Consider the following 24,782-nt stretch of genomic DNA (forward strand, 5'->3'; position numbering starts at 1 on the left):
GTGTGTCAGTTTGCATTTCCGTAGCTCACACGCCGCGTTCGCCAGCAAGCCGGCTCCTACAGGGTTCTGCGCCTTGGCAGCAAGCCGGGTTCTACAGGGTTCTGCGCCTTGGCAGCAAGCCGGCTTCCACAGGAGATTGGGGTTTGGCCCTGTGAAGCCGGTGCGCTGTGCTTAGAACAACACCTTCACCACGTCCGTGAAGCGTTTGGCGAAGTGCGCGGTGATGCCTTCTTTCAGGTAGTCCGGCAGTTCTTCGAAATTACCCCGGTTGGCTTCGGGGAGGATCAGCTCGAAGATCTTCTGTCGACGCGCGGCGATGACTTTCTCCCGTACGCCGCCAATCGGCAATACATGACCGGTCAGGGTCAGTTCGCCGGTCATGGCCACGCCTTTTTTCGGCGCCTGATTGCGCGCCAGCGAGAGTAGAGCGCTGGCCATGGTTACGCCAGCGCTCGGTCCGTCTTTGGGGGTTGCGCCTTCCGGCACGTGAAGGTGAACGAAGGCCTCGTCGAAGAAACCCTTGTCGCCGCCAAACTTCGCCAGATTCGAACTGACATAGCTGTAGGCGATTTCTGCGGATTCCTTCATCACGTCGCCCAATTGCCCCGTGAGTTTGAAGCCACGGTTGAGGGTATGAATCCGCGTCGCTTCGATCGGCAGGGTTGCACCGCCCATGCTGGTCCAGGCAAGCCCCGTGATCACACCGATACCGGACAGCACTTGCTCGCTGCGGAAGACCGGCATGCCGAGCGACGCTTCCAGATCTTTCGGCCCGATTTTCACTACCGTATCGGGGTTGTCCAGCAGCTTGACCACAGCCTTGCGCACCAGTTTGCCCAGCTGTTTCTCTAACTGGCGAACACCGGCCTCGCGGGCGTAGCCCTCGATTACGGCACGCAAGGCGCTGTCGCTAATGGTCAGGCTGTTTTTCGACACGCCGGCCTTGTCCAGTTGCTTGGGCCACAGGTGGCGCTTGGCGATGGCGAGTTTTTCTTCGGTGATGTAGCCGGACAGGCGAATGACTTCCATCCGGTCCAGCAGCGGGCCGGGAATCGAATCCAGGGTGTTGGCGGTGCAGACGAACAATACTTTCGACAGGTCCAGACGCAAATCCAGATAGTGATCGAGGAATTCGACGTTCTGCTCCGGGTCCAGGGTTTCCAGCAGAGCCGAGGCCGGGTCGCCCTGGTAGCTCTGGCCCATCTTGTCGATCTCGTCGAGCATGATGACCGGGTTCATCACTTCCATGTCCTTGAGCGCCTGTACCAGCTTGCCCGGTTGGGCGCCGATGTAGGTGCGACGATGGCCCTTGATCTCGGCCTCGTCGCGCATGCCGCCGACGCTGAAGCGATAGAACGGACGGCCAAGGGATTCGGCGATGGATTTGCCGACGCTGGTTTTACCGACGCCCGGAGGGCCGACCAGCAATACGATGGAGCCAGCGATTTCGCCTTTGTAGGCGCCAACCGCGAGGAATTCGAGGATGCGGCTCTTGATGTCATCAAGCCCGGCGTGATGCTGATCGAGCACCTTGCGCGCGTGTTTCAGGTCGAGCTTGTCCTCGCCATACACGCCCCACGGCACCGAGCTGGCCCAGTCCAGGTAGTTGCGAGTGACGGCATATTCCGGCGAGCCGGTTTCCAGCACCGAAAGCTTGTTGATCTCTTCATCGATACGCTTGCGAGCCTGGGGCGGCAGGGTCTTGCCCGTCAGCCGCTCCTCGAACTGTTCGATGTCGGCGCTGCGGTCGTCCTTGGTCAGGCCCAACTCTTGCTGAATGACTTTGAGCTGTTCCTTGAGAAAGAACTCGCGCTGATGTTCGCCGATCTTGCGGTTCACTTCAGCGGAGATCTCCTTCTGCAGGCGCGCGACTTCGACTTCCTTGCGCAGCATCGGCAGGACTTTTTCCATGCGCCTGAGCACAGGCACGCAATCGAGCACTTCCTGCAGCTCAACGCCGGTGGCGGAGGTCAGGGCGGCGGCGAAGTCGGTCAGCGGCGAGGGATCATTGGGGCTGAAGCGATTGAGGTAGTTCTTCAACTCTTCGCTATACAGCGGGTTGAGCGGCAGCAGTTCCTTGATCGCGTTGATCAGCGCCATCCCGTAGGCCTTGACCTCATCGGTCGGCTCATTGGGCTGGTGCGGGTATTCGACTTCCACCAGAAACGGCGGGCGATGATGCTTGAGCCAGGTCTTGATGCGTACCCGGCTCAGACCCTGGGCGACGAATTGCAGCTTGCCGCCTTCGCGGCTGGCGTGGTGCACCTTCACCAGCGTGCCGTACTCGGGCAGGGCCTTGGTGTCGAAGTGGCGCGGATCGTCGGGCGGCGTGTCCATGAAGAACAGCGCCAGGGAGTGGTGATCGGATTTGCTCACCAGCTCCAGGGTTTCGGCCCACGGTTCTTCATTGACGATGACCGGCAGGACCTGAGCCGGGAAGAACGGGCGGTTATGAATCGGGATGATGTAGACCTGATCCGGGAGATTCTGGCCCGGCAGGGCGAGGCGCTTGTGGTCTGAGCCGATGACTTCGTGTTCGTGATCGCCGTCATCGGACGGGTGGGTAGCGTCTGCTTGCTGGTCGCTCATGGGGCACCTGCATAAATGGAGATGAGGCTTAGATGGGGCAAACCGGCTCAGGTTTCAATAGTCGCGGTCAATAGCCATGCATATGGATGCTGATTGAGCACAGGCATGACTTGAGAGCAATAAAAAAGGCGGTCACCTCTCGATGACCGCCTTTTTGTTTACCGCATGACTTCAAGCATTACCGCACTACCGGATCACTCCGGCAGTTTGTAGGCAATGATGTAGTCGCCCATGCGAGTGCCCAGCGAGCCGTGGCCGCCGGCAACGATCAGCACGTATTGCTTGCCGTCTTTGCCGGTGTAGGTCATCGGGGTGGCCTGGCCGCCTGCTGGCAGACGTCCGGCGAACAGCTCTTTGCCGGTTTTCACGTCGTAGGCGCGCAGGTATTGGTCGAGGGTACCGGCCAGGAAGCCGACGCCGCCGGCAGTGACCATCGAACCACCCATGCTTGGAACACCGACCGGCAGGCCGATTGGCACAGGGGTGTTGTCGCGGCTGGTACCGTTCTTGTGCTTCCACACCACCTGGTTGGTGGTCAGGTCGACAGCGGCAACGTTACCCCACGAAGGCGCCTGGCACGGCATGCCGATCTGCGACATCAATGGGTGCATGATCACCGCGTATGGCGCGCCGGTGTTTGGCTGCACGCCGCTGGTCTCGCTTTCACGCTTGCTGTTGGCATCCACTTGGGCGCGTGGCACCAGCTTGGAAACGAAGGCCATGTAGTTCGGGCTGGTAAACATCAGCTGACGAACCGGATCGACCGAGACCGCGCCCCAGTTGAACACACCGACGTTACCTGGATAGATGATGCTGCCCTGTTCGGACGGAGGCGTGTACTGACCTTCGTAACGCAGTTCCTTGAACTGGATACGGCAGAGCATCTGGTCGAACGCGGTGGCGCCCCACATGGATTTCTCGGTCAGCTCGGGTGGCAGCATGTTCAATTGCGAACGAGCCTGAGTCGGCGAGGTGTGGTCGCCTTGAGCAGCGCCGGACGGCACGGGAATTTCGTCGATTGGCACGATTGGCGTACCGTCGCGACGGTCCAGTACGTACAGGCTGCCCTGCTTGGTCGGCTGAATTACGGCCGGCTTCACGCCGTCTTTGGTTTTCAGGTTGATCAGCGTTGGCTGGCTCGGTACGTCCATGTCCCACAGATCATGGTGAGTGAACTGATAGTTCCAGCGCACCTTGCCGGTGTTGACGTCCAGCGCCACCAGACCGGCGCTGTACTTCTCCGCGCCAGGGGTGCGATCGCCGCCGTACTGGTCAGGCATCTGGTTGCCCAGAGGCAGGAACACCAGGCCGAGCTTCTCGTCGACGCTGGCCAGCGACCACATGTTCGGCGCGTTGCGCGAATAGAACTGATCGGCAGCGATTGGCTCGGTGGCATCCGGGTTGTTCGGGTCCCAGTTCCACACCAGCTTGCCGTCGTGCACGTCGTAAGCGCGGATCACGCCCGATGGCTCGTTGGTCGATTCGTTGTCGGTGACGTGGCCGCCGATGATGATCAAGTTGCGCGTGATGGCCGCTGGCGACGTGGCGTAGTAGCCGCCCGCCGTGAACGGACCGATGTTGGCACGCAGATCGATTGCACCTTTGTTGGCGAAATCTTCGCAAACTTTACCGGTGTCGGCGTTCAGCGCGATCAGACGCGCATCGGCAGTCGGCAGGTACAGGCGACGTGGGCACGAAGTTGCGATGGCAGTGCCAGCAGCCGACAGCGCGGCAGCAGGTGCGCCGACGTCGGATTTGGCGTAGGCAGCTTCGTCGTAGTACGAGACGCCACGGCAGGTCATGTGTGCCCAGCCGGTGAAGTTCTTCGCGCCTTCCTTGGAGATCTGCGGGTCGTACGACCAGATCGTCTTGCCGGTGTCAGGGTCCAGCGCGAGCACCTTGCTGTGCGGGGTGCAGGCGTAAACCATGCCATTGACCTTGAGCGGGGTGTTCTCGTTGGTCAGCTCCACCGGGTCTTCGGCAGATGGCAGATCGCCCGTACGGATGCGCCAGGCTTCCTGCAGCTTGCCGACGTTCTGCGGCGTGATCTGCTTCAGCGGCGAGTAGCGATTGCCGTGCTCGGAGCGGCCATAAGCCTGCCAGTCGCCATCGGGCATTGGCTGGGGATCGTAAGCCACGCCCGCGTCATCGCGATCCAGCGTGCCTTTGATTTCACCAGGACTGGTGAACTGGCTGGCAATTGCGGTCAGACCGGCGAGGACCACAGCAATGCTCAGTGCGACGGTCGGCAGACCGCCAGGCTGGCCGCGCAGCACAGGACGGCGGAACCACGGCAGCAGCATGACGATGCCCAGTACGAACCACAGCGACAGACGTGGCACCAGCTGCCACCAGTCCAGGCCGACTTCCCACAACGCCCAGACCGTGCTCGCGAACAGCACCAGCGCGAACAGGCCCAAGGCCGAACGCCGGCCCATGATCAGCAGCACGCCAGTGATGACGAAGCCGATACCTGTCAGCAGGTAATACAGCGATCCGCCCAGTGTCAGCAGTTTGATACCCCCGGCCAGCAAGGCCAGACCCATGATCAGAATCACCAGCCCGAGCAAGCTCGGTAGCAGGCGACCCTTACCGAAAGCACCGTCAGTGCTCATAGTGTCGTACTCCGTAACGATTAAGTGGTTGACGCTTTGTTCTTTTCAATTTTTGTCTCGAACCGTTTGAATCCGCTTCATTGACGCTAGTTCCTGAAACGCGATTCAGAAAGGTGAAATAAACCGATCAGAACGAGGATTGAATCTTCAGTCCGGCAACGAGGGCGTCATCCACCTGACTCACACCGCCTGGATGACGGATGAATTGCAGGTTGGGACGTATCGTTAGCCAGTCGGCGACGTGCACGCCGTAGTACAGCTCGGCGTTGTATTCGGTGTGCTGCACCGGCAGGAAGGTCGGGTCATCGTAGTCGCTGACATCGTTTGCCTGATTGCGCAGGTTGATGTTCTTGCGATACGCCGGATTGACGTGGATGCGACTGATGCCCACGCCGATGTCGTCCTTGGGACGCGCGTCGAGCGGGCCGGTGTAGGTCGCGCCAAGGGCGACGAAGTTGTCGACCATGTTGGTTTTTTTGTCATGCAGGGTGCCGTTTGCGAATAGGCTCAGGCCGCGGCTGTTGTCGCTCGCCCCACTTGTCACTTGCTGGCGCAGAGTCAGCCACATGCCGTGTTTGCTCGACGAGGAGGCGTAGTCTGCGCCGCTCAGTGCGGCATAGCGACCGTTGCTGTCTTTGTCGACGTCGCTGCTGTCAGCGGTGCTGTAGTAGTAACCGAGGCGGTATTCGCCCGGCAGGTCGTTGACCTTCGGCGTCCAGACCAGTTCCACCGGCAATACCGCGCCCTTGGTGCCACTGCCGCTGAGTTTGAAGGCATTGTCGTTTTCCAGGTTCGACGGGTTCTGCTCGAAGGCGCCGACCTGCACGAACAGTTCAGGGTTGAGCTGGTATTTGACGCGCATCGCCCACTGACTGACCGGCCAGTTGTACCAGATGCCGCCGCCCCAGTTGCCGACCTGCGAACCGCACAGTGCCAGGTTCTGGAAGTCGCAGGGGAAGGTATTGAAGTCTTCGCCCTCGTTGAAGCGGCCGACCTTGAGGCTTAGCTTTTGATCGAGAAATTTCTGCTGATACCACAGGTCGGTCAGGCGGGTGATGCTGCCTCGGCCCCAGACTTCCTGGGATGAGGAGATGGTGCCGACGCGTGGGTCGCCAATGCGGTCGTTGCTGATGTTGTCGCCGTTGCGGTTGCTCAGCGTCAGTTGAAACTCGGCGTCATGCCAGCCGAGGATCTTCTGCAGATCCATGTGCGCGCCCAGGGCGAACTGATCGCTGTAGCGGGTCGCCTTGTCGTGGTCGTAACCGCCATGCAGGTTCGAGCCGACTTCCACTACTGTGTCGAGCTTGAAGTCATAACCCTGTTGCGACAGCTCGCGGCGCTTGCCTCCCCAATCCCCCAGCATCCAAGGCGATCCACTGTCAAAAGCCGGCGCTGCCTGGGCGCAGGTCGTCAGACCCATAGCTGCAAAACTCAGAGCCGCGAGCCCCAGTGCGCTTTTTGCACCGGGCATTCTGGAAGTCGTGAAAGCGGGACGTTTCGGGGGATTAGGCATAAGGCAGGGCATTCTTTTCGAGTTATGGGAAAGCAACAGGCACGCTGCTCGCGACACTTCTGCGAGCGCGGCGAGAATCTGAATAAGAGACGGATTAAACGTTTCAGCGTCTAGGACGGCGATGATAGGGCCCTAACGATCTTTTAAAAAGCCGAAATCGCGACATGAATAGTTGCGGTTTTAGTAACAGTTGCACAAAAGTGGGGTAGCGCTATCCTCCAGTATTCATGGGGTTAGGAGGGTTCTCTGATTGGGTGCGGGAAGGATGACCATTGCATGGGTTGTATGGAGAAATGTTTGCGAGTAGCGCGGATCTGTAGGAGCCGGCTTGCTGGCGAACTGGTGGGGCAGCGAGAAATATGTTGCCTGACACACCGTATTCGCCGGCAAGCCGGCCTCTACAGATCGCGTTTATCCTGACGTCATGTCGGGACCATCAGAACGTCGTACGCAACCCCATCTCAATACTCCGGCCCTGCGCCGGTGCGATGTCACGCAGGATCGAACTGGCATAACGCACGGTCTGGTTGGTCAGGTTCTCGCCATTCACGAATGCCAGCCACTGACTACCGCCAAGATCAAACGTGTAACCGGCACTGGCGCCCAGCGTTGTATAGCCGTCGGTGCCCGTTTCATTGTCAGGCACGCGACCCTGAGACGCGCTATGTTCAACGTCGATCCGCGCCTGCCATTTGTCCAATTCCCACAACAGCCCGCTGTTCAGACGCAGCGGGGCAATGCGCGGCAGGGCTTCGCCGGTGTCGAGGTTGGTGGCGCGGGTGTAATCGCCCGACAACTCCAGCGCGAGTTTTCCGTACTGGTTCTCGCCCAATTTCCAATGATCCTGCGCTTCGAATCCTGCAAAGCGTGCGCGCACACCGGAGTAGGTGTATTCCGGAATGCCGTTCGGGTCTTCCTCGGCATCGTCATTCAGCGTACGACCCGTCCCCAGCAAGCCGATGTAATTGGAGAAGTGGCTGTAGAACATGCCGAAACTACCTTTGTGCGTGCCATTGTCGAAGCGCAGTGCCAGATCGCTGGAGACCGCTTTTTCTTTCGACAGGTCGGCATCGCCCAACTCATAGGTTCCGGTGGCGACGTGGGCGCCATTGGCGTACAGCTCATAAAATGTCGGGGCGCGCTCGGTGTAACCCAGCGTCGCCGCCAGCGACCAGACCGGAGTCAGCGTATACACGGCACCAGATGAGAGACTTGCGGCGGTGAAGCTGCTGGAGCGATCGGCATTGGCGAAGCGCTCATTGCCTTTGCCATCCGGGTCGACGGTGGTGTGTTCCAGACGGCCGCCCAGGCTCAGCTTCAAGCGATCGGTGGCCTGCAGCTCTTCGAGAATGAACAGCGCGCCTGCGTCGGTATCGGTTTGTGGCACGAAGGCTTCTTCACCCAAAGCGGAGAATTCACTGCGTGTCACCTGCGCCCCGATCACGCCGTTGAGCGGACCGATGGGCTGATGCCGCGCTTCGACACGGGCCTCGTAACCCTTGTTCTTGAACGTAGTGCCGATTTCACCGTCCTCGATCTCCATGTGCTTGTATTCGGTGTAACCGGCATCGAGTTTCACCGAGCTGAAGGGGCCCGAGAGATTGCGAATTTCCGAGGCGAAAGCGTAGTGGTCCTGTTTCATGCGGATGCGCACGTCCTGTTCGGCAGGCGATCCGTAGTTGGAATCGTAATTGCTATAGGAAAGCCCGGCGTAACCGTCGTCCCAGGTGTACGAACCACCGATCGCGCCGCCGTCCTGACGCCCGTCGCTGTTGCCCAGGCGGTGCTTCTTGTCGCCACCATCTGGATCTCGGGCGCGTTCGTCGGCGGTGCGGGCATAGCCGGGGATTTTCAGGTCATTGAATTCCCGGGCGTTGGCGTCCAGGTGCAGGGCGAACGTGCCGTTGCCCGCTTCCAGTTTGCCGGCGCTGCTGCGCGTGGTGTCGGCGCCGCCATAGCGCAATTCACCGGCACCGTGGATGCCTTCAATGGCTTCGGTCGGGATGCGGTTGTCGAAGGTATTGACCACGCCACCAATGGCGCTGCCGCCGTAGAGCAGGGCAGCGGGGCCGCGAACGATTTCGATGCGGTCAACGTTGACCGGGTCCAGCGGCACGGCGTGATCGTAGGAAAGCGAGGAGGCATCCAGCGCGCCAACGCCATTTCGTAGAAGGCGAATGCGATCGCCGTCCAGACCGCGAATGATCGGTCGACTGGCGCCCGGCCCGAAATACGAAGAGGACACCCCCGGCTGTTTGTTCAGCGTCTCACCAAGGCTGCCTTTTTGCTGCAACGTCAGATCATCGCCGGTGAGCACGGTGCTGGGCGACGCCAATTGATCGCTGCCCAGCGGGTTGGCGGTGATGGTTTGCTGTTCGAGCTCGATTGCGTAAGCAGGGGAGGCGATCAGCAAGGCAGCCGCCAGTGGCTTCAGATGCCAGATTCGGGAAGTGGATGGACGGGACATGCAGCGTTTCCTTGGCAGGGTTAGACAAAGATTTGGCTGTGTATTGTTATAACATAACAACAAAAATGCAATCATTTTGGAATCGGCCTCGGCAGTGGCTACGCTTCTCGAACGCGCTGTCTTAACCCTATGGAAGCGAATTCATTCGCAAGACGGCGGTGTATTCGGAGCATCTGTCGGATGTCCTGACTTCTCGCGAATGAATTCGCTCTCAAAGGGGTCATACGGTGGCGCATAGGAATGCTTCACACGAATGAGTGCCTCCGCTAAGGTGCGCACCTCGCGAGAACGTCCCTCTTCATCAGAAACAAAAGGCCAGGCATGACCACACCCAACAACAACCCGCTGCATGGCGTGACGCTGGAGCAGATTCTCAACGCGCTGGTCGAGCATTACGAATGGTCGGGGCTGGCGGAGCGCATCGATATTCGCTGCTTCAAGAGCGATCCGAGCATCAAGTCGAGCCTGACGTTCCTGCGCAAGACCCCTTGGGCGCGGGAGAAAGTCGAGGCCTTGTACGTAAAGCTTGCCCGATCCAAAGGGTGGTGATCGCGCTACGTTTCGCCGTCATAAAGGATCGAGCGAGATGCCCAGCCAAATGCTGCAACTGACGCGCGGCCTGCAGCGATATGCGGCTGTCGGCGCTTTGCTCGGCTGGTTCGCGCTGGCGGTGCAGCTGTATCTGATTCTCTGGGGGCGGTGGATCGATCAGGCCAGCGTGGTGGGGGGGCTGGTGCGGTTTTTCAGTTTTTTCACGATAGTGACCAATACCCTGGTGGCCGTGGCGCTGACCTGCGCAGTCACCGACCGACAGTCGGCAGTCCACCGGTTTTTCAGATCGCCCGTGGTCTGCGCGGGTATTACCACCAGCATCCTGTTGGTCAGCATTGCCTACAACGTGCTGCTGCGGCATCTGTGGAGCCCGGAGGGCTGGCAACGACTGGCTGATGAATTGCTGCACGACGTCATGCCGCTGGTGTTTCTCGGCTACTGGTGGCTGTTTGTGCGCAAGGGCGTGCTGGGGCTGAAACACCTGCTGGCGTGGATGCTGTACCCGATGCTGTACTTTGGCTATCTCTTGGTTCGAGGAAACCTGCTTGGCGATTATCTGTATCCGTTTCTGGATATCGGGACGATAGGGATCAAGAGCGCATTGATCAATGCGTTCGGGGTGTTGGCGGGGTTTGTGGGAATCGGGTTGGTGATCGTCTGGATCGACAGGTTTCGCGCCTCGAAACGCTGACTCTCCCTGCGCCATAGGTACCTGTAGCAGTCCGGGGCTTGCCGGCGGGGGCGTCATCAAGATCGCTACCGCCTGCAAGCCGGGCTGCTAGTAGGGTGACTTCGGCCGAGCTTATTCCTCGTCCGTAATGTCCAGACGCCAATATCCGGCAGCCTTGACCGCCGCTTCATTGAGCTTGAAGTCATCGAGCAGCACCCGGCGCACCTTGCGCGACAGCGCCGATTCAGTCGCCACCCAGGCATACAGATCGCCTTCCGGCAGCGTCAGTTGGCGGGTTACGTCCAGCAGATCCCGTTCGCCGCGCACCACCCAAATCACTTCGATCTGTGCCTTGCTCGTCAGCGCTTGGCGTTCAGCGTTGTCTTCGATCTCGACCACCACCAGTGCGCGGCGGTTATCGGCGAGCTCCTCCAGACGACGGGCGATGGCGGGCAGGGCGGTTTCGTCGCCAATCAGCAGGTAGCTGTCGAACATGTCCGGCACGATCATCGAACCCCGTGGCCCGGCTATATGCAGAAACTGCCCGGCTTGAGCCTGAGCTGCCCAGGTCGCTGCGGGGCCGTCGCCATGCAGGACGAAATCGATGTCCAATTCACCCGATTCGGCGTCATAGCGGCGCGGCGTGTAGTCACGCATCGCAGGACGCGGGCCTTTGGCGTCGGGGCTCGGCACGAAGTTGTCCAGCGCGGCCTGTTCCTCTGGCGTTGTGGCGAACAGCAGCTTTACGTGGTCATCTGTGCCCAGGCTGATGAATCCGCTCAGTTCCGGGCCGTGCAGGGTAACGCGGCGCATGCGCGGGGTGATGTCGGTGACACGCAATACCTGCAGCTTGCGACGTTTGATTTCGTGGCTGACGCGGTGGATCGATTGCGGTGAATTCATACGGATTTCTCCGACGGATTATGTGGGCCGTCGACGACGGCTTTGGCGGTTTCGTTCAGCAGATCGCGCACGCGAATGATTTCTTCCGGGCTCCAGCGGCCATGATGCATCTGCAGGGCGTGGCGCAGGTTATGCACAGCCTCGTGAATTTCCGGCGGACGATCATGGCCACGTAGCGAGCGTTTGCTGACGTCGATGCGCATCTTCACGCCGTCCAGGGCCACAGCCTGCTCGATCAGAAATTGCTGACCGGCAGCAGTGATCTGATAACGCTTCTTGCCGCCTTCGGCATCACCCGCGATCAGCTCGCTTTCTTCCAGAAACGTCAGGGTCGGATAGATCACGCCCGGGCTCGGGCTGTAGGCACCGTCGAACAACCCTTCGATTTGACGGATCAGGTCGTAGCCGTGGCAGGGCTGGTCGGCAATTAAAGCCAGAAGCAGCAGTTTCAGGTCGCCAGGGGCAAACACTCGGGGCCCCCGCCCACCGCGTTCGCGCCCGGTACGTTTTTCAAAACCATCGCGGCCGTCGCCATGATCACCGAAGTGAGGGCGGTGGTGATGGGGGTGATCGTGTGAGTGGTCTCTCATCTTTCTTCATCTCTCGTTACAAGTTAGATATACCTTAAGATATATCTTAATGTGTCTGCAAGATGCGTCAAGACGAACGGTTCTCATCTGTGGGAAGTGAGAGGTGCAATTTTTGCGGATGCAGCCCTGCGAAACTGGGCCACTCTGTGGGAGCGAATTCATTCGCGAATCGATTGTTCAGCAGCCACATGTCCATCGGATGTATCGGCCCCTCGCGAATGAATTCGCTTCCACAGGTCCTACACCGCCAATGGTGGTTCAAACGAGTCAAAGAACGCTTGCCACCTGTGTCGCCGCCGGAGCCTTGCACTGGGTGTACGTTCCCGGCTCCAGATAGCGATTGAGAATCGGCGCCATGCCCTTGAGCACCTGCACCGGCAGCGCCGAGGTGAATTTGAAGGCTTCAGCCGCGCGCCCCGGCACGTAGGCGGTCAGCGTGCCGAAGTGGTTGTCACCAATGTAGAACACAAAGGTTGCGGTCCGGTTGATCGCTTTGGACGCCAGAATCCGCCCGCCTGAACCAAAACTCTCGATGCGGTTATCACCCGTCCCGGTCTTGCCGCCCATGGCCAGCACGGTGCCATCCTGGGACTTGAAACTGCCGGATACACGCCGGGCAGTCCCGGCATCCACAACCTGCGACAACGCCTCGCGCATCGCCGTGGCGACCTCCGAACGCAGCACCCGTTTGCCCAGTTCAGGGTTGTTGTTCAGCAGAGTTTCGTAAGGCGTATCTGCGGCGAAGTGCAGGCTGTCGATGCGCAGCACCGGCTGCCGAATGCCGTCGTTCTGGATGATCCCGATCAGCTCGGCCAAGGCTGCCGGGCGGTCCCCCGAGCTGCCGATTGCAGTAGCCAGCGAGGGCACCAAATGGTCGAACGGATAGCCCAGTTTTTGCCAGCGCTGGTGAATATCAAGGAACGCTTCGATCTCCAACATCGTGCGAATCCGGCTGTCGCGAGCGCTCTTGTGCCGACTCTTGAACAGCCAGCTGTACACCTCTTGACGCTCGAAACGACTGGCCGCCACCGCTTCCTTGAACTTGGCATCCGGGTTCTGCAACAAATAGCCCACCAGCCACAGGTCTAGTGGGTGAACGCGAGCGATATAGCCCTGATCCGGCAGGTCGAACTTACCTGGCCCATACGCGTAATACAGCTCGTCCAGGCGCTTTTCGCTCAGTGGCGGCTGGCGCTTGTCGGCCACGACATGCGCGCGGACGAACGCGTTGAATGCGCTCTGGCTGGCATCCGGCAGCAGGTAGCGATGCACGGCGGCCATGCGGCTGGCCGAGGGATGGACGCCGTCGAGGAAGGTATCGAGTCGATCCTGGGTAGTCTTGTTCTTGTAGCGTTTCCAGAACCGCAGCAGGAATGACGTGCCCTCACGGTCGGCGAAATCGGCCAGGTATTCCTGACGCCGTGGATCGCTGTCGTCCTTGAGCAATACGGCGCTGTTATTGGGCCCTTGGTAGGTGGTGTAGCGCACCAGGTCGCGCATCAGGCGAATGAACGGCAGGTTGATCGATTCCCGCAGCGCGTCGCGAAGCGTCGGGTTGCGCTCGTTGTCTTCACGGCGGAAGTTGTTGAAGTGGTGCATCCCCCCACCTGTGAAGAAATTCTCGGCGGGGCTGGCCGAATACTTGCGATCCAGCGCGGCAGTGAGCATTTTCGACAGATCGCGGTCGGGGTTCTGCATCAGGTAATCCAGCGCCCAGCGGCTCAGGCGATCAGGTTCCTCGACGGGCACCTTCTTCAGCTCGGCGTTGCTCATGTCGGCGTACTTGTCGTGCAGCTCGGAGATGACTTGCAGATAGGTGGTCAGCACGCGCATTTTTGCAGTCGAGCCCAGTTCCAGCTTGCTACCTTCATTGATATCGAACGGCTGATCGGTGCTGTCGGTCTGCACCCGTACGCGCGAGCCGTCAATATCGCGCTCGAACAGCGTGAAGCTGTAACGCACTGCCTTGGTGCTGGTCGGCGTGAGCAGATGTTCGCCGAGCAGCCCCAGCTTGCCGGCAAACGCCGGATCGGCCAGATCGCGAAGGTACTGACCGACGCTGACCTGAAGATCGTTCTGCAGCGTAGTAGTGGCCGAGAGGTCCAGGCGATCCAGATCGTACAGCGGCCGGTCGAGCATGTTGGAAAGGCGCGTGCGCGCCACGGTAATCCCTTTATTGGTCTCGATAGGCTGCACGGTGGGCTGTTGCACCCAGTCGCGATAGGTCACGGTGGCGCCGAGCGCGGCGTCGGCCAGCGACTGCTCAATCACCTTGTTCTGTGCCAGCAGGCGGATGTGGCTATCGGTCAGGTCCGCCAATTCCTTGCGCCCTTTGGCCAGGTAGTGCGATGGACGCCGCTGGGCGATGACCAGCGACAGCACCTCACGCAGGGCCAGCCCCTGCGCGGCGAGGGTTTTGGCGTCGTTGGCGGGGGAGGCCAGCAACTGGTTGGTGCGATCGAAGTCGGCGCCGTACCAGACGCGTAACCCTTCAGCCATGCCATGCACTTCACCGTGCCCCGGCACTGCCGAGAGCGGAACGCTATTGAGGTAGTCACGTACCACGCGCTGGCGCGCATCCAGCGTCTGCGGCCCCGGCTGATAGGCACGTACGCTGGCTGAAACCATCTGGCGGATCTTCTCGCCGCCGGACTGGGTCAGGCCATCAGGAGAGTGGCGGTATTTCTCAAGCTGAGTGGCCAGCGTACTGCCGCCCGCCGACTGCCCCGGTAAACCCACGAGCTTCGCCACTTGCGACACCGCCGCCTTGAGAAAACGCGGCCAGTCGACGGCGGGGTTGGCCAACGGTTGTCGCGGATCCAGCAACTCGCGGTTCTCGATGAACAGCAGGCTGTTGACCACCACAGGCGGTATCGAGGTGAAAGTCGGATACAACTGCTGCGGATAGATGAATTGATAAAGCGTATCGCCTCGGCAGTCAGCGATGGTCAGGCCGGCTTGACTTTTCTCTTGGTAGGGCACGAAAAAGCCCCGTTTGGCATAGGAAATCAGCTCGGGAGAGAAGCGTGATTGCTCGGTGATCCGATAGTCACGCTTGAGCAACCTCGGCAGGAATTCACCCAGCGCCGAATACCCCAGGCGTTTGTCGAAGGGGCCGTTGCCCGGATACAGAATCTCGTCGCTGGCACCGGGTGCAACGGTGTAGTTGAGATCATGGGCAAGCTGGCTGAACTCGCGGGCCTGGAATTTCGAGCTGCGAACCTCCGATGAAACGGCAAATCCCAGGATCAGCAACCCCATCAGCAGCAGAATCAGCAGCACCCGCCACGCATAACGCCGATAGCCTGGCCGTGCGGATACTGGAACGTTCCCCTGACTGTCAGCCTTGACCGCAGCCTTCTTCACATCGGAATGCCACAAAGCGCCCATATCGTTGGCCCGGTTAAACCTGTTAATCGCACCTGGCTACAAGCTTAGACGCTGGGCGGGGATGGGGAAGGATTTGTGAACGCGATGTAACGGCCAGTCACGAACGAAAGGCTGCAAACACCGATTCTGTAGCAGCACGGCTCGCCGGCGGTGGCGATTTCAAGTACGCCACAGCCGGCGAGCCGTGCTGTTACAGGGCGAGGTGTTCGATCTCGGTCACACCCTCGCCACCTGCGGGACTTTCGGGCTTCCCAGCCGCTTGTTCAGCTCCAGCCAATTGGACAACAGCAGCATGATCCCCAGACCCAGCAACGCCGTGATTACGCGCATTTGCCAAGCATCATCGGCCAGGGCATTGACCATGTCGGCCAACGGGGCAAGTAGCACGCCAAGGCAGAAGATCTCCAGTGAATAACGGCCCATGCGGCAGGTCTGCTGAGCGGGCCAGTTATCCAGCCATGCATGGGAAGATGGCAGTATCTTGGCTACGAAATAGACCAGTGCCACGAAATGCAGCAGACGCAGTGGTGACAGGTCGGTCTTGCTGATTGGGTAGATGAGGTCGGTAAACGCCTGGGGCAGCAGCGCGTCGTGGATGGCCGGAAATTTCCACAGGAAGGCGATGGTGCCTGACATCACCATGTAAACGGCGGCGAGCAGAAACAGCGGTTGTCGCCAGAGCGGGCGTGGTTTCACTGACCGGGTTGACGGCTGCTGGGTGTACATCGCGAAAGCGCCACCGAGCACGAAAATCAGCTGCCAGGCCACCGGGTTGAAGTACCAGTAGCCACCGCCTTCGTAAGCGCGCAGGTTCCAGCCGAACAACGGCACCATCAGGTACAGCGAAATCGACAGGCCCACTGCTACAGCCGCGTTGCGCAACACGATCGGCAGTACCAGCGGCAGGGCGCCCATCAGCAGGATGTACAGTGGCAGCGGGTCGGTCAGGTTCGGTTTGAAGCGCAGCAGCAATTCGTCCGTCAACGCCTGCTGAGGGTTGCCGACGAAATATTCAAGGCCCATTTCGCGCACCATGTCGCGGGTTTCGACGTGGTTATTGGCGATGAAGACGATACCCATGAGCAACGTCAGCAGGAAAATGTGCGCGACGTACAACACCCACGTACGGCGCAGGATCCGCACACAGGCGACCAGATATCCGTCACGCGCCGCGACGCGTCCATAGGCCAGAACGGCAGCATACCCCGCCAGAAACACGAAAACTTCAGCAGCATCGCTAAAGCCGAAGTTGCGCAGGGTCAGTTGCGCGAAAGGGTTTTCCGGTACGTGATCCCAAAAGATGAAGATCAGCGCCAGACCTCGAAAGAAATCGATTCGATGGTCGCGTCCGTTCGTCATGACGGTGAACTCTTTGAAAGTCTGTATAGAGAAGAGGGTCATATCTGACCTTGGTTCCACCCCACAAGGGGGTGCTGATCGGCGGCGCGCAGGGTGGCGCTTTCGTAACAAAAATGCAAAGGATCGGTATTACAGAATGTCTCCAGCTGCGAGCAGGCGGGGATATAGACCCAAGTTCTCGCGCGCGTTGCGACCCGACAGGTGGTCTACAACGAAGAACAGGCCGTGGAAATGTTCCATCGGGCCGTCCGCGACGATCCACAGTTGCAGCACTGGTCGATCGAGATCGTCTTCGTCGATGACGGCAGCCAAGACGCGACTAACCGGATCGCCAAGTCCATCGTCGCCGCAGATCGCCATGTCGCGTTACTGACCTTTTCGCGAAATTTTGGCAAGGAAGCAGCCCTGCTCGCTGGACTGGAATACGCCACGGGCGATGCGGTGATCCCTGTGGATGTCGATCTTCAGGACCCGATCAGTGTAATCGCGCAACTCATCGAGGCTTGGTGCGACGGCGCCGATATCTGGCCAAGCGTCGGCATCGCAGTGAAGACGGCTTCTTCAAGCGTCATTCGGCGGGGTTGTTCTACAAGCTTCTGCGGCAGATATCGGCTACCCGGATCGAAGAAAACGTCGGCGACTTCCGTTTGCTGGATCGCAAGGTTGTGGAGGTCCTCAAGGACATGCCCGAGCAGCAGATAATCGGTTATCGCCCGTCGCCAGCGTGCTTTGAAGTCGCCGATGGGGTGAAGACAAGGTGCAGTGTTCGCCGGGATCCTGCATGCGCCGCGCTCCTGTTCGGCAAGACTTTCTGCGCTCAAGCGCTTTGCGCCTGAAGAAAGATCGAAAACAACTCGGACTGCGATTTGATCCCCAGTTTGCTGTAGATATGTTTCTTGTGTACACGCACGGTTTCGGCAGAAATGTCCAGTTTGCGCGCGATCTCCTTGCTCGAACAGCCGCTGAGCATCAGGCGTCCGACATCCAGTTCTCGCGCCGTCAGTTGAGCGCCGCGGCTTTGCTGAACCGAGGCTTCGAGTTGCGTGCGCCAGTCAGGCGTCGGCAGTTGCTGGCTGGCCGGTTCGTGATCGGACACAGGCTCGGCCAACTCGAAAGGTAACCGCTGACGCAGAAGAGCGATCACCCAGGGCTGGATCATCGACAGCAAGGCGATCTGCTCGGCGCTGAAACGTTGGGTCGAGCCCAGTGACAGGCACAGGGTGCGGTCGCTGTCGAGCTGGCAATTGAACTGGATTTCATCGGCCACCACGTTCAGCCGAAAGTATCGCTGGTAGTACTCGGTCAGTTCGAAGTGCTCTGGCGCCACTTCGGCCAGGCGAAACAGGCCGCCTTGCGAGCGCTCGCGGCTGGCGATGTAGAAGGGGTCGAGCAGGTACAGACCCTTGAGGTAGTCCTGAAACAGCTGATCGGGGCTGCCGTCCTCACCGGGGCATTCGGCGAAGACTTGCGGGCGTTGGCCGGAGCTGAATTGCAGTACCACCCAGCTATCGAAACTGACGTATTGATTGAGCAGGCGCACCAGTTGGGCCCAGAAGTTCGGCCGGTCCAGCGCTTCGATCAACTGCGCGACCGAGCGATGCCAGGCGATGTCCTGAAGTGCGATTGTCATTGATCTACCCCTATTGGGTTACTACAGCTGCGTAATACCCCGTAACACTTGCTGATGCGCATACTGCCCGCAGAGCCAATGATCAGGCCAGCATTTTGTGCCTGATCGGCAACGTGACTCGATAAGGAGAACCCATGAAGGTCGAATTCGCGCAACTGGCAGGCCGTGACAGCGATACCGCCTATAACCTGCAACGCGCGCTCGCAGCGATTGCCGCCTGCGACAGTGATACCCAGCTGGTCGTATTCCCGGAAACCTATCTGATGGGTTTTCCTACCATCGATACGGTAGCCGCTGTTGCAGAACCGGAGGACGGTCCCACCGTGCAGGCCGTACAGCGTGCCGCCCGTGAGCGAAACCTCGCTGTGGTCATTGGTTTTGCGGAAAACGATGGTGGCCGGTTCTACAACACCACGCTATTGATTACCCCCGAAGGTATCGCCCTTCGTTATCGCAAGACGCACCTCTGGCCCTCGGAGCGGGGTGTGTTCGAGCCTGGTGACCGGTTCGCGACTTGCCAGTGGAATGGTGTTCGTATCGGTCTGCTGATCTGCTACGACATCGAGTTCCCGGAGACGGCACGCGCGCTTGCCCAATTGGGCGCAGATTTGCTCATCGTCACCAACGGCAACATGGACCCCTACGGTCCGACGCACCGGACCGCCATCATGGCCCGCGCCCAGGAAAACCAAGCATTGGCGGTAATGGTAAACCGAGTTGGCGCGGGTACCGGCAGTCTGGTATTTGCTGGCGGCAGCGCGTTGGTCGACCCGTTTGGCACCCTGTTGCAGGAAGCCGGTCGTGAGGAATCCCAGTTCAGTGCCGAGCTGGATTTCAGCCAATTGCTGGCCGCGCGTCAGGACTACCGGTACCTGAACGATCAACGCATCCGCCTGCCGGGAAATGTCATTGAACATGCGGACGGCCGGCGTGAGCTGCTGATTCCCTGATTTCTACCCGATGATCGTTCCTGCGCCACACGTTGGAGCGGTCATTCAGTACCTATAAAAACAACTTTTGTTCTGCCGAAGTTTTCTCTGCCATAAAACCAATAATCCGGAGTAATAGCTCATGGCTCGTCTGCAACGCACTCTTTCATTAGGGGCGGTGGTGCTGTTCGGCATTGCCTATATGACCCCTACGGTCGTTCTCGCAACGTTCGGTATTCTCGCAACATCCACCAACGGCATGGTTCCCGCGGCGTATCTGGCGGCGTTGGTCCCGATGTTTTTCACGGCATTGAGCTACGGCCATATGGCGGCGGCTTTTCCCGTCGCTGGTTCCGCGTATAGCTACGTACGCAAGGCCATCAGCCCGAAACTGGGCTTCCTCGCCGGCTGGGCAGTCCTGCTCGATTACCTGTTCCTTCCGATGGCCATCTGGCTGATTGGCGCGGCTTATCTGGGCTCGGCATTTCCTTCGGTGCCCCAGCCGGTCTGGGTGCTGGCGTTCATCATAATTACCAGTGTCATCAACATTGTCGGGCTGAAACTGGCCAACAAGGTCAGTGCCTTGTTAATGCTCATTCAAATGCTGGTGCTAGTGGCGTTTGTGGTGCTGTGCATTCATTACATCGGTGGGGATGCGAGCACGCCGTTGTGGACACTGAAGCCGTTTATTTCCGGGGACATGAAGCTGCCTTTGATCATGGGCGGTTCGGCGATCGCCTGCTATTCGTTCCTGGGCTTCGATGCGGTCAGTACCCTGACTGAAGAAACCCGAGATCCAGTGCGCACCATTCCCCGGGCAATCATGTTGATCACGCTGATTGGCGGTTTGATCTTCATCGCGGTGTCCTACTTCGTACAACTGGCGCACCCGTCGATCGTTTTCGAAAACTCGGATTCGGCTGCCTATGAAATTGCGAAAAACATAGGTGGCGATCTGTTCGTCAGTTTCTTCATGATCGGCATGGTCGTTGGTCAGTTTGCGTCGGGTCTGGCGGCACAGGCGAGCGGTTCACGGTTGCTCTATGCGATGGGCCGCGACGGCGTCCTGTCGACGTCATTCTTCGGACGTGTAAGCGAGCGCTTCGGTACACCGGTCAACAGCATACTTTTGTGCGGTGTGGTGGCATTGATGGCGTTGAAGCTGGACGTCACAACCTCGACCTCCTTCATCAACTTCGGTGCTTTCCTGGCCTTCACTCTGGTCAACGTGTCGGTGATCTTTCATTACTGGATAGGGGCCAAAAATCGCGGATTGCGCGAAGCGGTGCTATTTCTGATCTTCCCGCTCATAGGCGCTGCAGCCTGCCTGTGGCTGATGATCAGTCTGGACAGAATGGCGATCATTCTCGGCTTGAGCTGGCTGGCTATAGGCTGCGTCTACCTGGCTTGGCTCACCGGCGGTTTCCGTCGTCAGCCGCCTGAAATGGATTTCCAGGAAGCGGCATGATGTAGAGCGAGGCGCGCTGCAATGGCGCGCCTCGTTGCTTCAAAGGCCTCCTTGTCTGATCGATGGCGTGCTTCATCGGGCTGCTCGCGGACGCTTACCGAAGATCCGGTCGAGGCTTGCGCTGCTGGGTTTCGGTGATCAGGCGCGAGATGTCCTCTTGTCCTTCCTCGGTGCAGCAGCGGATGAGGTGCAACATGTCACGCTCTTTGGGCGACAGGGCGATGTAACCCCATTCACAAGCCTTGAGTTGAAAGGCTTCGTCCCCGCTCACCGGACGTGCGTCGTCGGCGGCATCGTTGAGAGCCTCTACCAACGGCTCCATCTTCTCTTCCAGCAATTCGCTGTCGACCGGGCCGTCGATGCTCTGGATGAAGCGTTCCAGGTAATTCAGCGCACTTCGGGCATCGACCAGCCGCATGTGACCGGGAAGGGTCATTTCGTAGCGATCTATCAACTGCATTGCACAACCTCCTGGTGGTATTTGTTATTCCATTCCCGACGGGTATCGGGTGGTGCTTTTGTCAGCGGCGCGAACGTTAGCGGCCCTTGCGTCGCGAGCAAAGACGAAAGTTGTAACGGTTACAAAAAAGTTGCAGGTTGAACTTTTTCCAATTGTTACTGTATAACGTATTACATGATTACCTAAATCAGGAGAGCGCCATGAAAGCCAATATCCATCCCGAGTACCGCCAGGTCCTGTTTCACGACACAGCGGCCGATGTGTATTTCCTGATCGGTTCGACGGTCGATACGGATCGCACGCAGCAACACAGTGATGGCAATACGTACCCGTATGTTGCATTAGACGTGTCCAGTGCGTCGCATCCGATGTATACGGGGCAGCAGCGCAAGACGACCACCGAAGGCCGCATCGCAGGGTTCAACAAGCGCTTTGCGACTTTTGGATCTGGTGCGAAGAAGGACTGATGGAAGCGATACCTCCCGCGTGTTGGGCGATCGATTTGCGATGGCCCGACACGCGGGATTTTTTTGGGTTTTTTGGGAGGCGCTATTTCGGAGTAGATCCGTTATTTGTGGTGTCGATGATGACGGTTCGGCCTGCGCCCAAGTCGCATTCTGCGTTCCCTGAACTATCGCGCATAAAAACCAAAGCGCGCGGCTGGAGCTAACGCTCTTCGCATTTTTCGTGCTGCATACAATTCTTCGCTCTATCTCCGACCTATTGTAGGAGCCGGCTTGCTGGCGAATCCGGTGTGTCGGACGGCTCATCTGTAACTGACCCACCGCATTCGCCAGCAAGCCGGCTCCTTTGGGGCGGCGGCGAGCATGGAATCAAAAAAGTGCCCGAAGCGCCCAGCTTTTGATTCTGCTTTTCTTACGCAGTAGCCCGGACACCATAAATCGCGATCTGGGTAAGGCACGATCCCGTTTCTCCCTCTGCATTCCGTCAACCCAATGCCCTTGGGACTGGACTAACGACGCAAATTGCTTTTAGCTCTGCGACCTGAAATCCAGGAGCTTCCCACTTTGAAAAAGTCAGTCGCCATCGTTTTCGGCGGGCAATCCTCCGAGCATGAAGTGTCGTTGCAATCGGCGCGCAATGTGATCAACGCGATTGATCGCAACAACTACTACATCACCCTGATCGGCATCGACAAACAGGGCCACTGGCTGCGTTTCGACGAACGCGATTACTTGCAGAATGCCAACGATCCCGCGCACATCAAACTCAGTGAATCAGGCCGTTTGCTTTCGCTGATGCCGGGCGCCAAGGGTCCGCAATTCATCGAAGTGGACACCGGTCTGGAAGTCCCGCGCATCGACGTGGTGTTCCCGTTGATTCACGGCAGCTCCGGCGAAGACGGTTCGTTACAGGGCCTGCTGCGCCTGCTCGACATTCCATGCGTAGGCCCCGATGTACTGGGCTCGGCGGTGTGCATGGACAAGGACGTCACCAAGCGTCTGTTGCGCGATGCCGGGATCGCGGTGGCGCCGTTCGCCGTGCTGCACCGTGGCGAGTCAGTGGACTTCGTCAGCGTTTCCGCGCAACTGGGGCTGCCGCTGTTCGTGAAGCCCGCGAGCCAGGGTTCTTCGGTGGGCGTGAGCAAAGTCACCGATGAAGCCACCTATGCCGCAGCGTTGAAGCTGGCTTTTGATTACGACAACAAAGTGTTGCTGGAACAGGGCATTGTCGGTCGTGAAGTCGAATGCGCGGTCCTGGGCAACCATGAGCCGCAGGTCAGCGTCTGTGGTGAAGTGGTCGCCAATGACGATTTCTATGCCTATGACACCAAGTACCTGAACGACGGTCAGGCGCGTATCGCGATTCCGGCCGACTTGTCTGCCGATCTGAGCGATGAAATCCGTGAAGCGGCGTTGCAGGCCTATCGCGTATTGGGTTGCGCCGGTTTGTCGCGGGTGGATTTCTTCGTCACCGAGGCGCGGGAAATCATCATCAACGAGGTCAACACGCTGCCGGGTTTCACATCCATCAGCATGTACCCGAAACTCTGGCAGGCCAGCGGTTTGAGCTATCCGGAGCTGATCGATCGCCTGATCGTGCTGGCACTGGAGCGAGCCGAAGAAACCCGCGCGTTGAAAACCGAGGTGACGCTGTGAAGGTGATCCGCATCGCCGCCGCGTTGCTGATCGGGCCGGATGGACGAACCTTACTCGTGCGCAAGCGTGGCACTCAGGCGTTCATGCAGCCCGGTGGCAAGATCGACGCGGGTGAGTCCGCTGCCGTTGCTTTGGTGCGGGAACTCAACGAAGAGCTGGGCTTGATCGTAGATCCGACCGAGGCACAGTTTCTCGGCGAGTTTTCCGCTATCGCCGCCAATGAGCCGGGGTTCGAGGTGAACTGCCAGTTGTATCGACTGGACGTTGCACAGGATGTCATGCCGGCGGCAGAGATAGAGGAGGTGGTCTGGGTCGATGCGGGTGGCACTGATGAACTGCATCTGGCGCCGTTGACCCGGGATTCGATTTTGCCACTTTATCGCTCGCTGCAATCTGCCTAGCGCTGAACTGAGACCACCGCCGATCAAACCTGTGGGAGCGAATTCATTCGCGATGCGGTATTACAGACGAAGGATTTGTATCGCCTGTTTTGGCCAATCGCTAATAAATTCGCTCCTACAGAGTATGCCTCTCCCACGCGACAGCGCGGCGGCGGGAGGCCCCACCGTTCAAACACAAACACGTGGTATCTCACCTGACTGCGCTTACCCCATCGAGCGTCGAGAACGACGTGTCCTTGGCCGTCAGCAGGAAATCGCGCATGTACGGCGCATCCAGCATGTCGGCACGGATCGCTGCGTACAGTGTGGCAAACAGACCTTTTTCACCCAGTCGCTTGGCTTTCACGTAACCCCGTGAGCTGTATTCATGCAGCGCCCAGTGCGGCATCCCACACACGCCGCGGCCACTGGCGACAAGTTGCATCATCATGACCGTCAGCTCGGACGTGCGAACCTGCGCCGGTTCGATGTCGGCCGGCTCCAGAAAACGCGTGAAGATGTCCAGACGATCCCGCTCTACCGGATAAGTGATCAACGTTTCGCTCGCCAAGTCTTCCGGCACCACGAATGGCTTGCTCGCCAGCGGATGCTGATTGGCGACCGCCAGCATCGCTTCGTAAGTGAACAGCGGCACATAGGTAATGCCCGGCAGATCCACCGGGTCGGACGTCACCACAAGATCCAGATCGCCACGGGCCAGGGCGGGGAGGGGGGCAAAAGCAAAACCGGAGGCCAGATCCAGTTCCACTTCAGGCCAGGCATCACGGAATTGGTCGATGGTCGGCATCAGCCACTGAAAGCAGCTGTGGCATTCGATCGCCATATGCAGACGTCCGGCAACGCCTCCAGCCAGACGCGAAATGTCGCGCTCGGCACTGCGTAACTGCGGCAGCACCGCGTCGGCCAGTTGCAACAGGCGTAAACCCGCACTGGTAAAGCGCACCGGCTTGGTTTTGCGCACGAACAGCGGCATGCCCATGCGCTCTTCCAGTTCCTTGAATTGGTGGGACAGGGCGGACTGGGTCAAATGCAGCCGGTCGGCGGCATCCACGAGGCTGTCAGCCTCGCGCAACGCATGCAGGGTTTTCAGGTGACGTATTTCCAGCACCTCGGCGCTCCATGAATA

18 protein-coding genes and 1 pseudogene are annotated in these 24,782 nt (G+C 59.2%); 8 read left to right on the forward strand and 11 right to left on the reverse strand.

Going from position 1 to position 24,782, the window contains the following annotated elements; genetic code table 11:
• Positions 1–171: 171 nt before the first annotated feature.
• The 4 genes from lon to ACRER8_RS15790 all read right to left on the reverse strand — a co-directional run bounded on the left by lon (position 172) and on the right by ACRER8_RS15790 (position 9,184).
• Positions 172–2,589 (reverse strand): endopeptidase La, encoded by a 2,418-nt coding sequence (gene lon / locus ACRER8_RS15775; RefSeq protein ID WP_431747168.1) that lies wholly within the window; start codon positions 2,587–2,589, stop codon positions 172–174.
• Positions 2,590–2,783: 194 nt separating this feature from the next.
• A complete protein-coding gene (locus tag ACRER8_RS15780) occupies positions 2,784–5,204 on the reverse strand; it encodes a glucose/quinate/shikimate family membrane-bound PQQ-dependent dehydrogenase (protein ID WP_431747169.1) in 2,421 nt (806 codons plus the stop codon).
• 127 nt (positions 5,205–5,331) lie between these two features.
• Positions 5,332–6,675 (reverse strand): carbohydrate porin, encoded by a 1,344-nt coding sequence (locus tag ACRER8_RS15785; protein ID WP_431747170.1) that lies wholly within the window; start codon positions 6,673–6,675, stop codon positions 5,332–5,334.
• Between the two features lie 478 nt (positions 6,676–7,153).
• The gene (locus tag ACRER8_RS15790) at positions 7,154–9,184 is read right to left on the reverse strand and encodes a TonB-dependent receptor (protein WP_431747171.1); all 2,031 of its coding nucleotides are present in this window, start codon (positions 9,182–9,184) and stop codon (positions 7,154–7,156) included.
• 321 nt (positions 9,185–9,505) lie between these two features.
• Here ACRER8_RS15790 and ACRER8_RS15795 point away from each other — a divergent pair, with 321 nt between their 5' ends.
• Together ACRER8_RS15795 and ACRER8_RS15800 are read left to right on the forward strand one after the other, a co-directional pair.
• Positions 9,506–9,733 (forward strand): VF530 family DNA-binding protein, encoded by a 228-nt coding sequence (locus ACRER8_RS15795; protein WP_431747172.1) that lies wholly within the window; start codon positions 9,506–9,508, stop codon positions 9,731–9,733.
• A gap of 37 nt (positions 9,734–9,770) precedes the next feature.
• On the forward strand, positions 9,771–10,427 hold the full coding sequence (locus ACRER8_RS15800; RefSeq protein WP_431747173.1) for a Pr6Pr family membrane protein: 657 nt from the start codon (positions 9,771–9,773) through the stop codon (positions 10,425–10,427).
• 111 nt (positions 10,428–10,538) lie between these two features.
• On the opposite strand, the gene ACRER8_RS15805 is transcribed toward ACRER8_RS15800, so the two are convergent.
• The 4 genes from ACRER8_RS15805 to ACRER8_RS15820 all read right to left on the reverse strand — a co-directional run bounded on the left by ACRER8_RS15805 (position 10,539) and on the right by ACRER8_RS15820 (position 16,648).
• Positions 10,539–11,309, reverse strand: coding sequence for a siderophore-interacting protein (locus ACRER8_RS15805; RefSeq protein WP_431747174.1), 771 nt, complete (start codon positions 11,307–11,309; stop codon positions 10,539–10,541).
• Positions 11,306–11,899, reverse strand: a complete 594-nt coding sequence (locus ACRER8_RS15810) for a PadR family transcriptional regulator (protein ID WP_431747175.1) — start codon at positions 11,897–11,899, stop codon at positions 11,306–11,308. The genes ACRER8_RS15805 and ACRER8_RS15810 overlap by 4 nt, the downstream gene beginning before the upstream one ends.
• Before the next feature lie 267 nt (positions 11,900–12,166).
• Positions 12,167–15,289, reverse strand: coding sequence for a transglycosylase domain-containing protein (locus ACRER8_RS15815; RefSeq protein WP_431747176.1), 3,123 nt, complete (start codon positions 15,287–15,289; stop codon positions 12,167–12,169).
• Positions 15,290–15,505: 216 nt separating this feature from the next.
• On the reverse strand, positions 15,506–16,648 hold the full coding sequence (locus tag ACRER8_RS15820; RefSeq protein WP_431747177.1) for an OpgC domain-containing protein: 1,143 nt from the start codon (positions 16,646–16,648) through the stop codon (positions 15,506–15,508).
• Between the two features lie 231 nt (positions 16,649–16,879).
• On the opposite strand from ACRER8_RS15820, the pseudogene ACRER8_RS15825 reads away from it, so the two are divergent.
• Positions 16,880–17,349: pseudogene (locus tag ACRER8_RS15825) on the forward strand (glycosyltransferase family 2 protein); the annotation flags it as partial.
• Between the two features lie 116 nt (positions 17,350–17,465).
• On the opposite strand, the gene ACRER8_RS15830 reads toward ACRER8_RS15825, so the two are convergent.
• On the reverse strand, positions 17,466–18,278 hold the full coding sequence (locus ACRER8_RS15830; protein WP_431747178.1) for a response regulator transcription factor: 813 nt from the start codon (positions 18,276–18,278) through the stop codon (positions 17,466–17,468).
• A gap of 134 nt (positions 18,279–18,412) precedes the next feature.
• Here ACRER8_RS15830 and ACRER8_RS15835 point away from each other — a divergent pair, with 134 nt between their 5' ends.
• The gene (locus tag ACRER8_RS15835) at positions 18,413–19,228 is read left to right on the forward strand and encodes a carbon-nitrogen hydrolase family protein (RefSeq protein ID WP_431747179.1); all 816 of its coding nucleotides are present in this window, start codon (positions 18,413–18,415) and stop codon (positions 19,226–19,228) included.
• A gap of 121 nt (positions 19,229–19,349) precedes the next feature.
• Positions 19,350–20,675: an APC family permease gene (locus ACRER8_RS15840; RefSeq protein WP_431747180.1), complete on the forward strand. Its 1,326-nt coding sequence runs from the start codon at positions 19,350–19,352 to the stop codon at positions 20,673–20,675.
• 94 nt (positions 20,676–20,769) lie between these two features.
• Here the strand turns inward: ACRER8_RS15840 and ACRER8_RS15845 are convergent, their stop codons facing one another.
• A complete protein-coding gene (locus tag ACRER8_RS15845) occupies positions 20,770–21,135 on the reverse strand; it encodes a hypothetical protein (RefSeq protein ID WP_431747181.1) in 366 nt (121 codons plus the stop codon).
• 200 nt (positions 21,136–21,335) lie between these two features.
• Between ACRER8_RS15845 and ACRER8_RS15850 the strand changes: the two genes are divergently transcribed.
• The 3 genes from ACRER8_RS15850 to ACRER8_RS15860 all read left to right on the forward strand — a co-directional run bounded on the left by ACRER8_RS15850 (position 21,336) and on the right by ACRER8_RS15860 (position 23,656).
• Positions 21,336–21,602: a type B 50S ribosomal protein L31 gene (locus ACRER8_RS15850; protein ID WP_431747182.1), complete on the forward strand. Its 267-nt coding sequence runs from the start codon at positions 21,336–21,338 to the stop codon at positions 21,600–21,602.
• Between the two features lie 561 nt (positions 21,603–22,163).
• A complete protein-coding gene (gene ddlA, locus ACRER8_RS15855) occupies positions 22,164–23,255 on the forward strand; it encodes a D-alanine--D-alanine ligase (protein WP_431747183.1) in 1,092 nt (363 codons plus the stop codon).
• Positions 23,252–23,656, forward strand: a complete 405-nt coding sequence (locus ACRER8_RS15860) for an NUDIX hydrolase (RefSeq protein WP_431747184.1) — start codon at positions 23,252–23,254, stop codon at positions 23,654–23,656. The genes ddlA and ACRER8_RS15860 overlap by 4 nt, the downstream gene beginning before the upstream one ends.
• A gap of 190 nt (positions 23,657–23,846) precedes the next feature.
• Here ACRER8_RS15860 and metR read toward each other — a convergent pair whose 3' ends face one another.
• Positions 23,847–24,764: a transcriptional regulator MetR gene (gene metR, locus ACRER8_RS15865; RefSeq protein ID WP_431747185.1), complete on the reverse strand. Its 918-nt coding sequence runs from the start codon at positions 24,762–24,764 to the stop codon at positions 23,847–23,849.
• Between the last annotated feature and the right edge of the window lie 18 nt (positions 24,765–24,782).

It is taken from the genome of Pseudomonas sp., from assembly GCF_050739935.1.
GTDB lineage: Bacteria > Pseudomonadota > Gammaproteobacteria > Pseudomonadales > Pseudomonadaceae > Aquipseudomonas.

Coding starts and splice junctions, on each gene's coding strand:
- ACRER8_RS15815 (WP_431747176.1), bottom strand. CDS start 15,289: ATGGGCGCTTTGTGGCATTCCGATGTGAAGAAGGCTGCGGTCAAGGCT.
- ACRER8_RS15785 (WP_431747170.1), bottom strand. CDS start 6,675: ATGCCCGGTGCAAAAAGCGCACTGGGGCTCGCGGCTCTGAGTTTTGCA.
- ACRER8_RS15850 (WP_431747182.1), top strand. CDS start 21,336: ATGAAAGCCAATATCCATCCCGAGTACCGCCAGGTCCTGTTTCACGAC.
- lon (WP_431747168.1), bottom strand. CDS start 2,589: ATGAGCGACCAGCAAGCAGACGCTACCCACCCGTCCGATGACGGCGAT.
- ACRER8_RS15830 (WP_431747178.1), bottom strand. CDS start 18,278: ATGACAATCGCACTTCAGGACATCGCCTGGCATCGCTCGGTCGCGCAG.
- ACRER8_RS15795 (WP_431747172.1), top strand. CDS start 9,506: ATGACCACACCCAACAACAACCCGCTGCATGGCGTGACGCTGGAGCAG.
- ACRER8_RS15835 (WP_431747179.1), top strand. CDS start 18,413: ATGAAGGTCGAATTCGCGCAACTGGCAGGCCGTGACAGCGATACCGCC.
- ACRER8_RS15840 (WP_431747180.1), top strand. CDS start 19,350: ATGGCTCGTCTGCAACGCACTCTTTCATTAGGGGCGGTGGTGCTGTTC.
- ACRER8_RS15845 (WP_431747181.1), bottom strand. CDS start 21,135: ATGCAGTTGATAGATCGCTACGAAATGACCCTTCCCGGTCACATGCGG.
- ACRER8_RS15805 (WP_431747174.1), bottom strand. CDS start 11,309: ATGAATTCACCGCAATCGATCCACCGCGTCAGCCACGAAATCAAACGT.
- ACRER8_RS15780 (WP_431747169.1), bottom strand. CDS start 5,204: ATGAGCACTGACGGTGCTTTCGGTAAGGGTCGCCTGCTACCGAGCTTG.
- ACRER8_RS15800 (WP_431747173.1), top strand. CDS start 9,771: ATGCCCAGCCAAATGCTGCAACTGACGCGCGGCCTGCAGCGATATGCG.
- ACRER8_RS15790 (WP_431747171.1), bottom strand. CDS start 9,184: ATGTCCCGTCCATCCACTTCCCGAATCTGGCATCTGAAGCCACTGGCG.
- ACRER8_RS15810 (WP_431747175.1), bottom strand. CDS start 11,899: ATGAGAGACCACTCACACGATCACCCCCATCACCACCGCCCTCACTTC.
- ACRER8_RS15820 (WP_431747177.1), bottom strand. CDS start 16,648: ATGACGAACGGACGCGACCATCGAATCGATTTCTTTCGAGGTCTGGCG.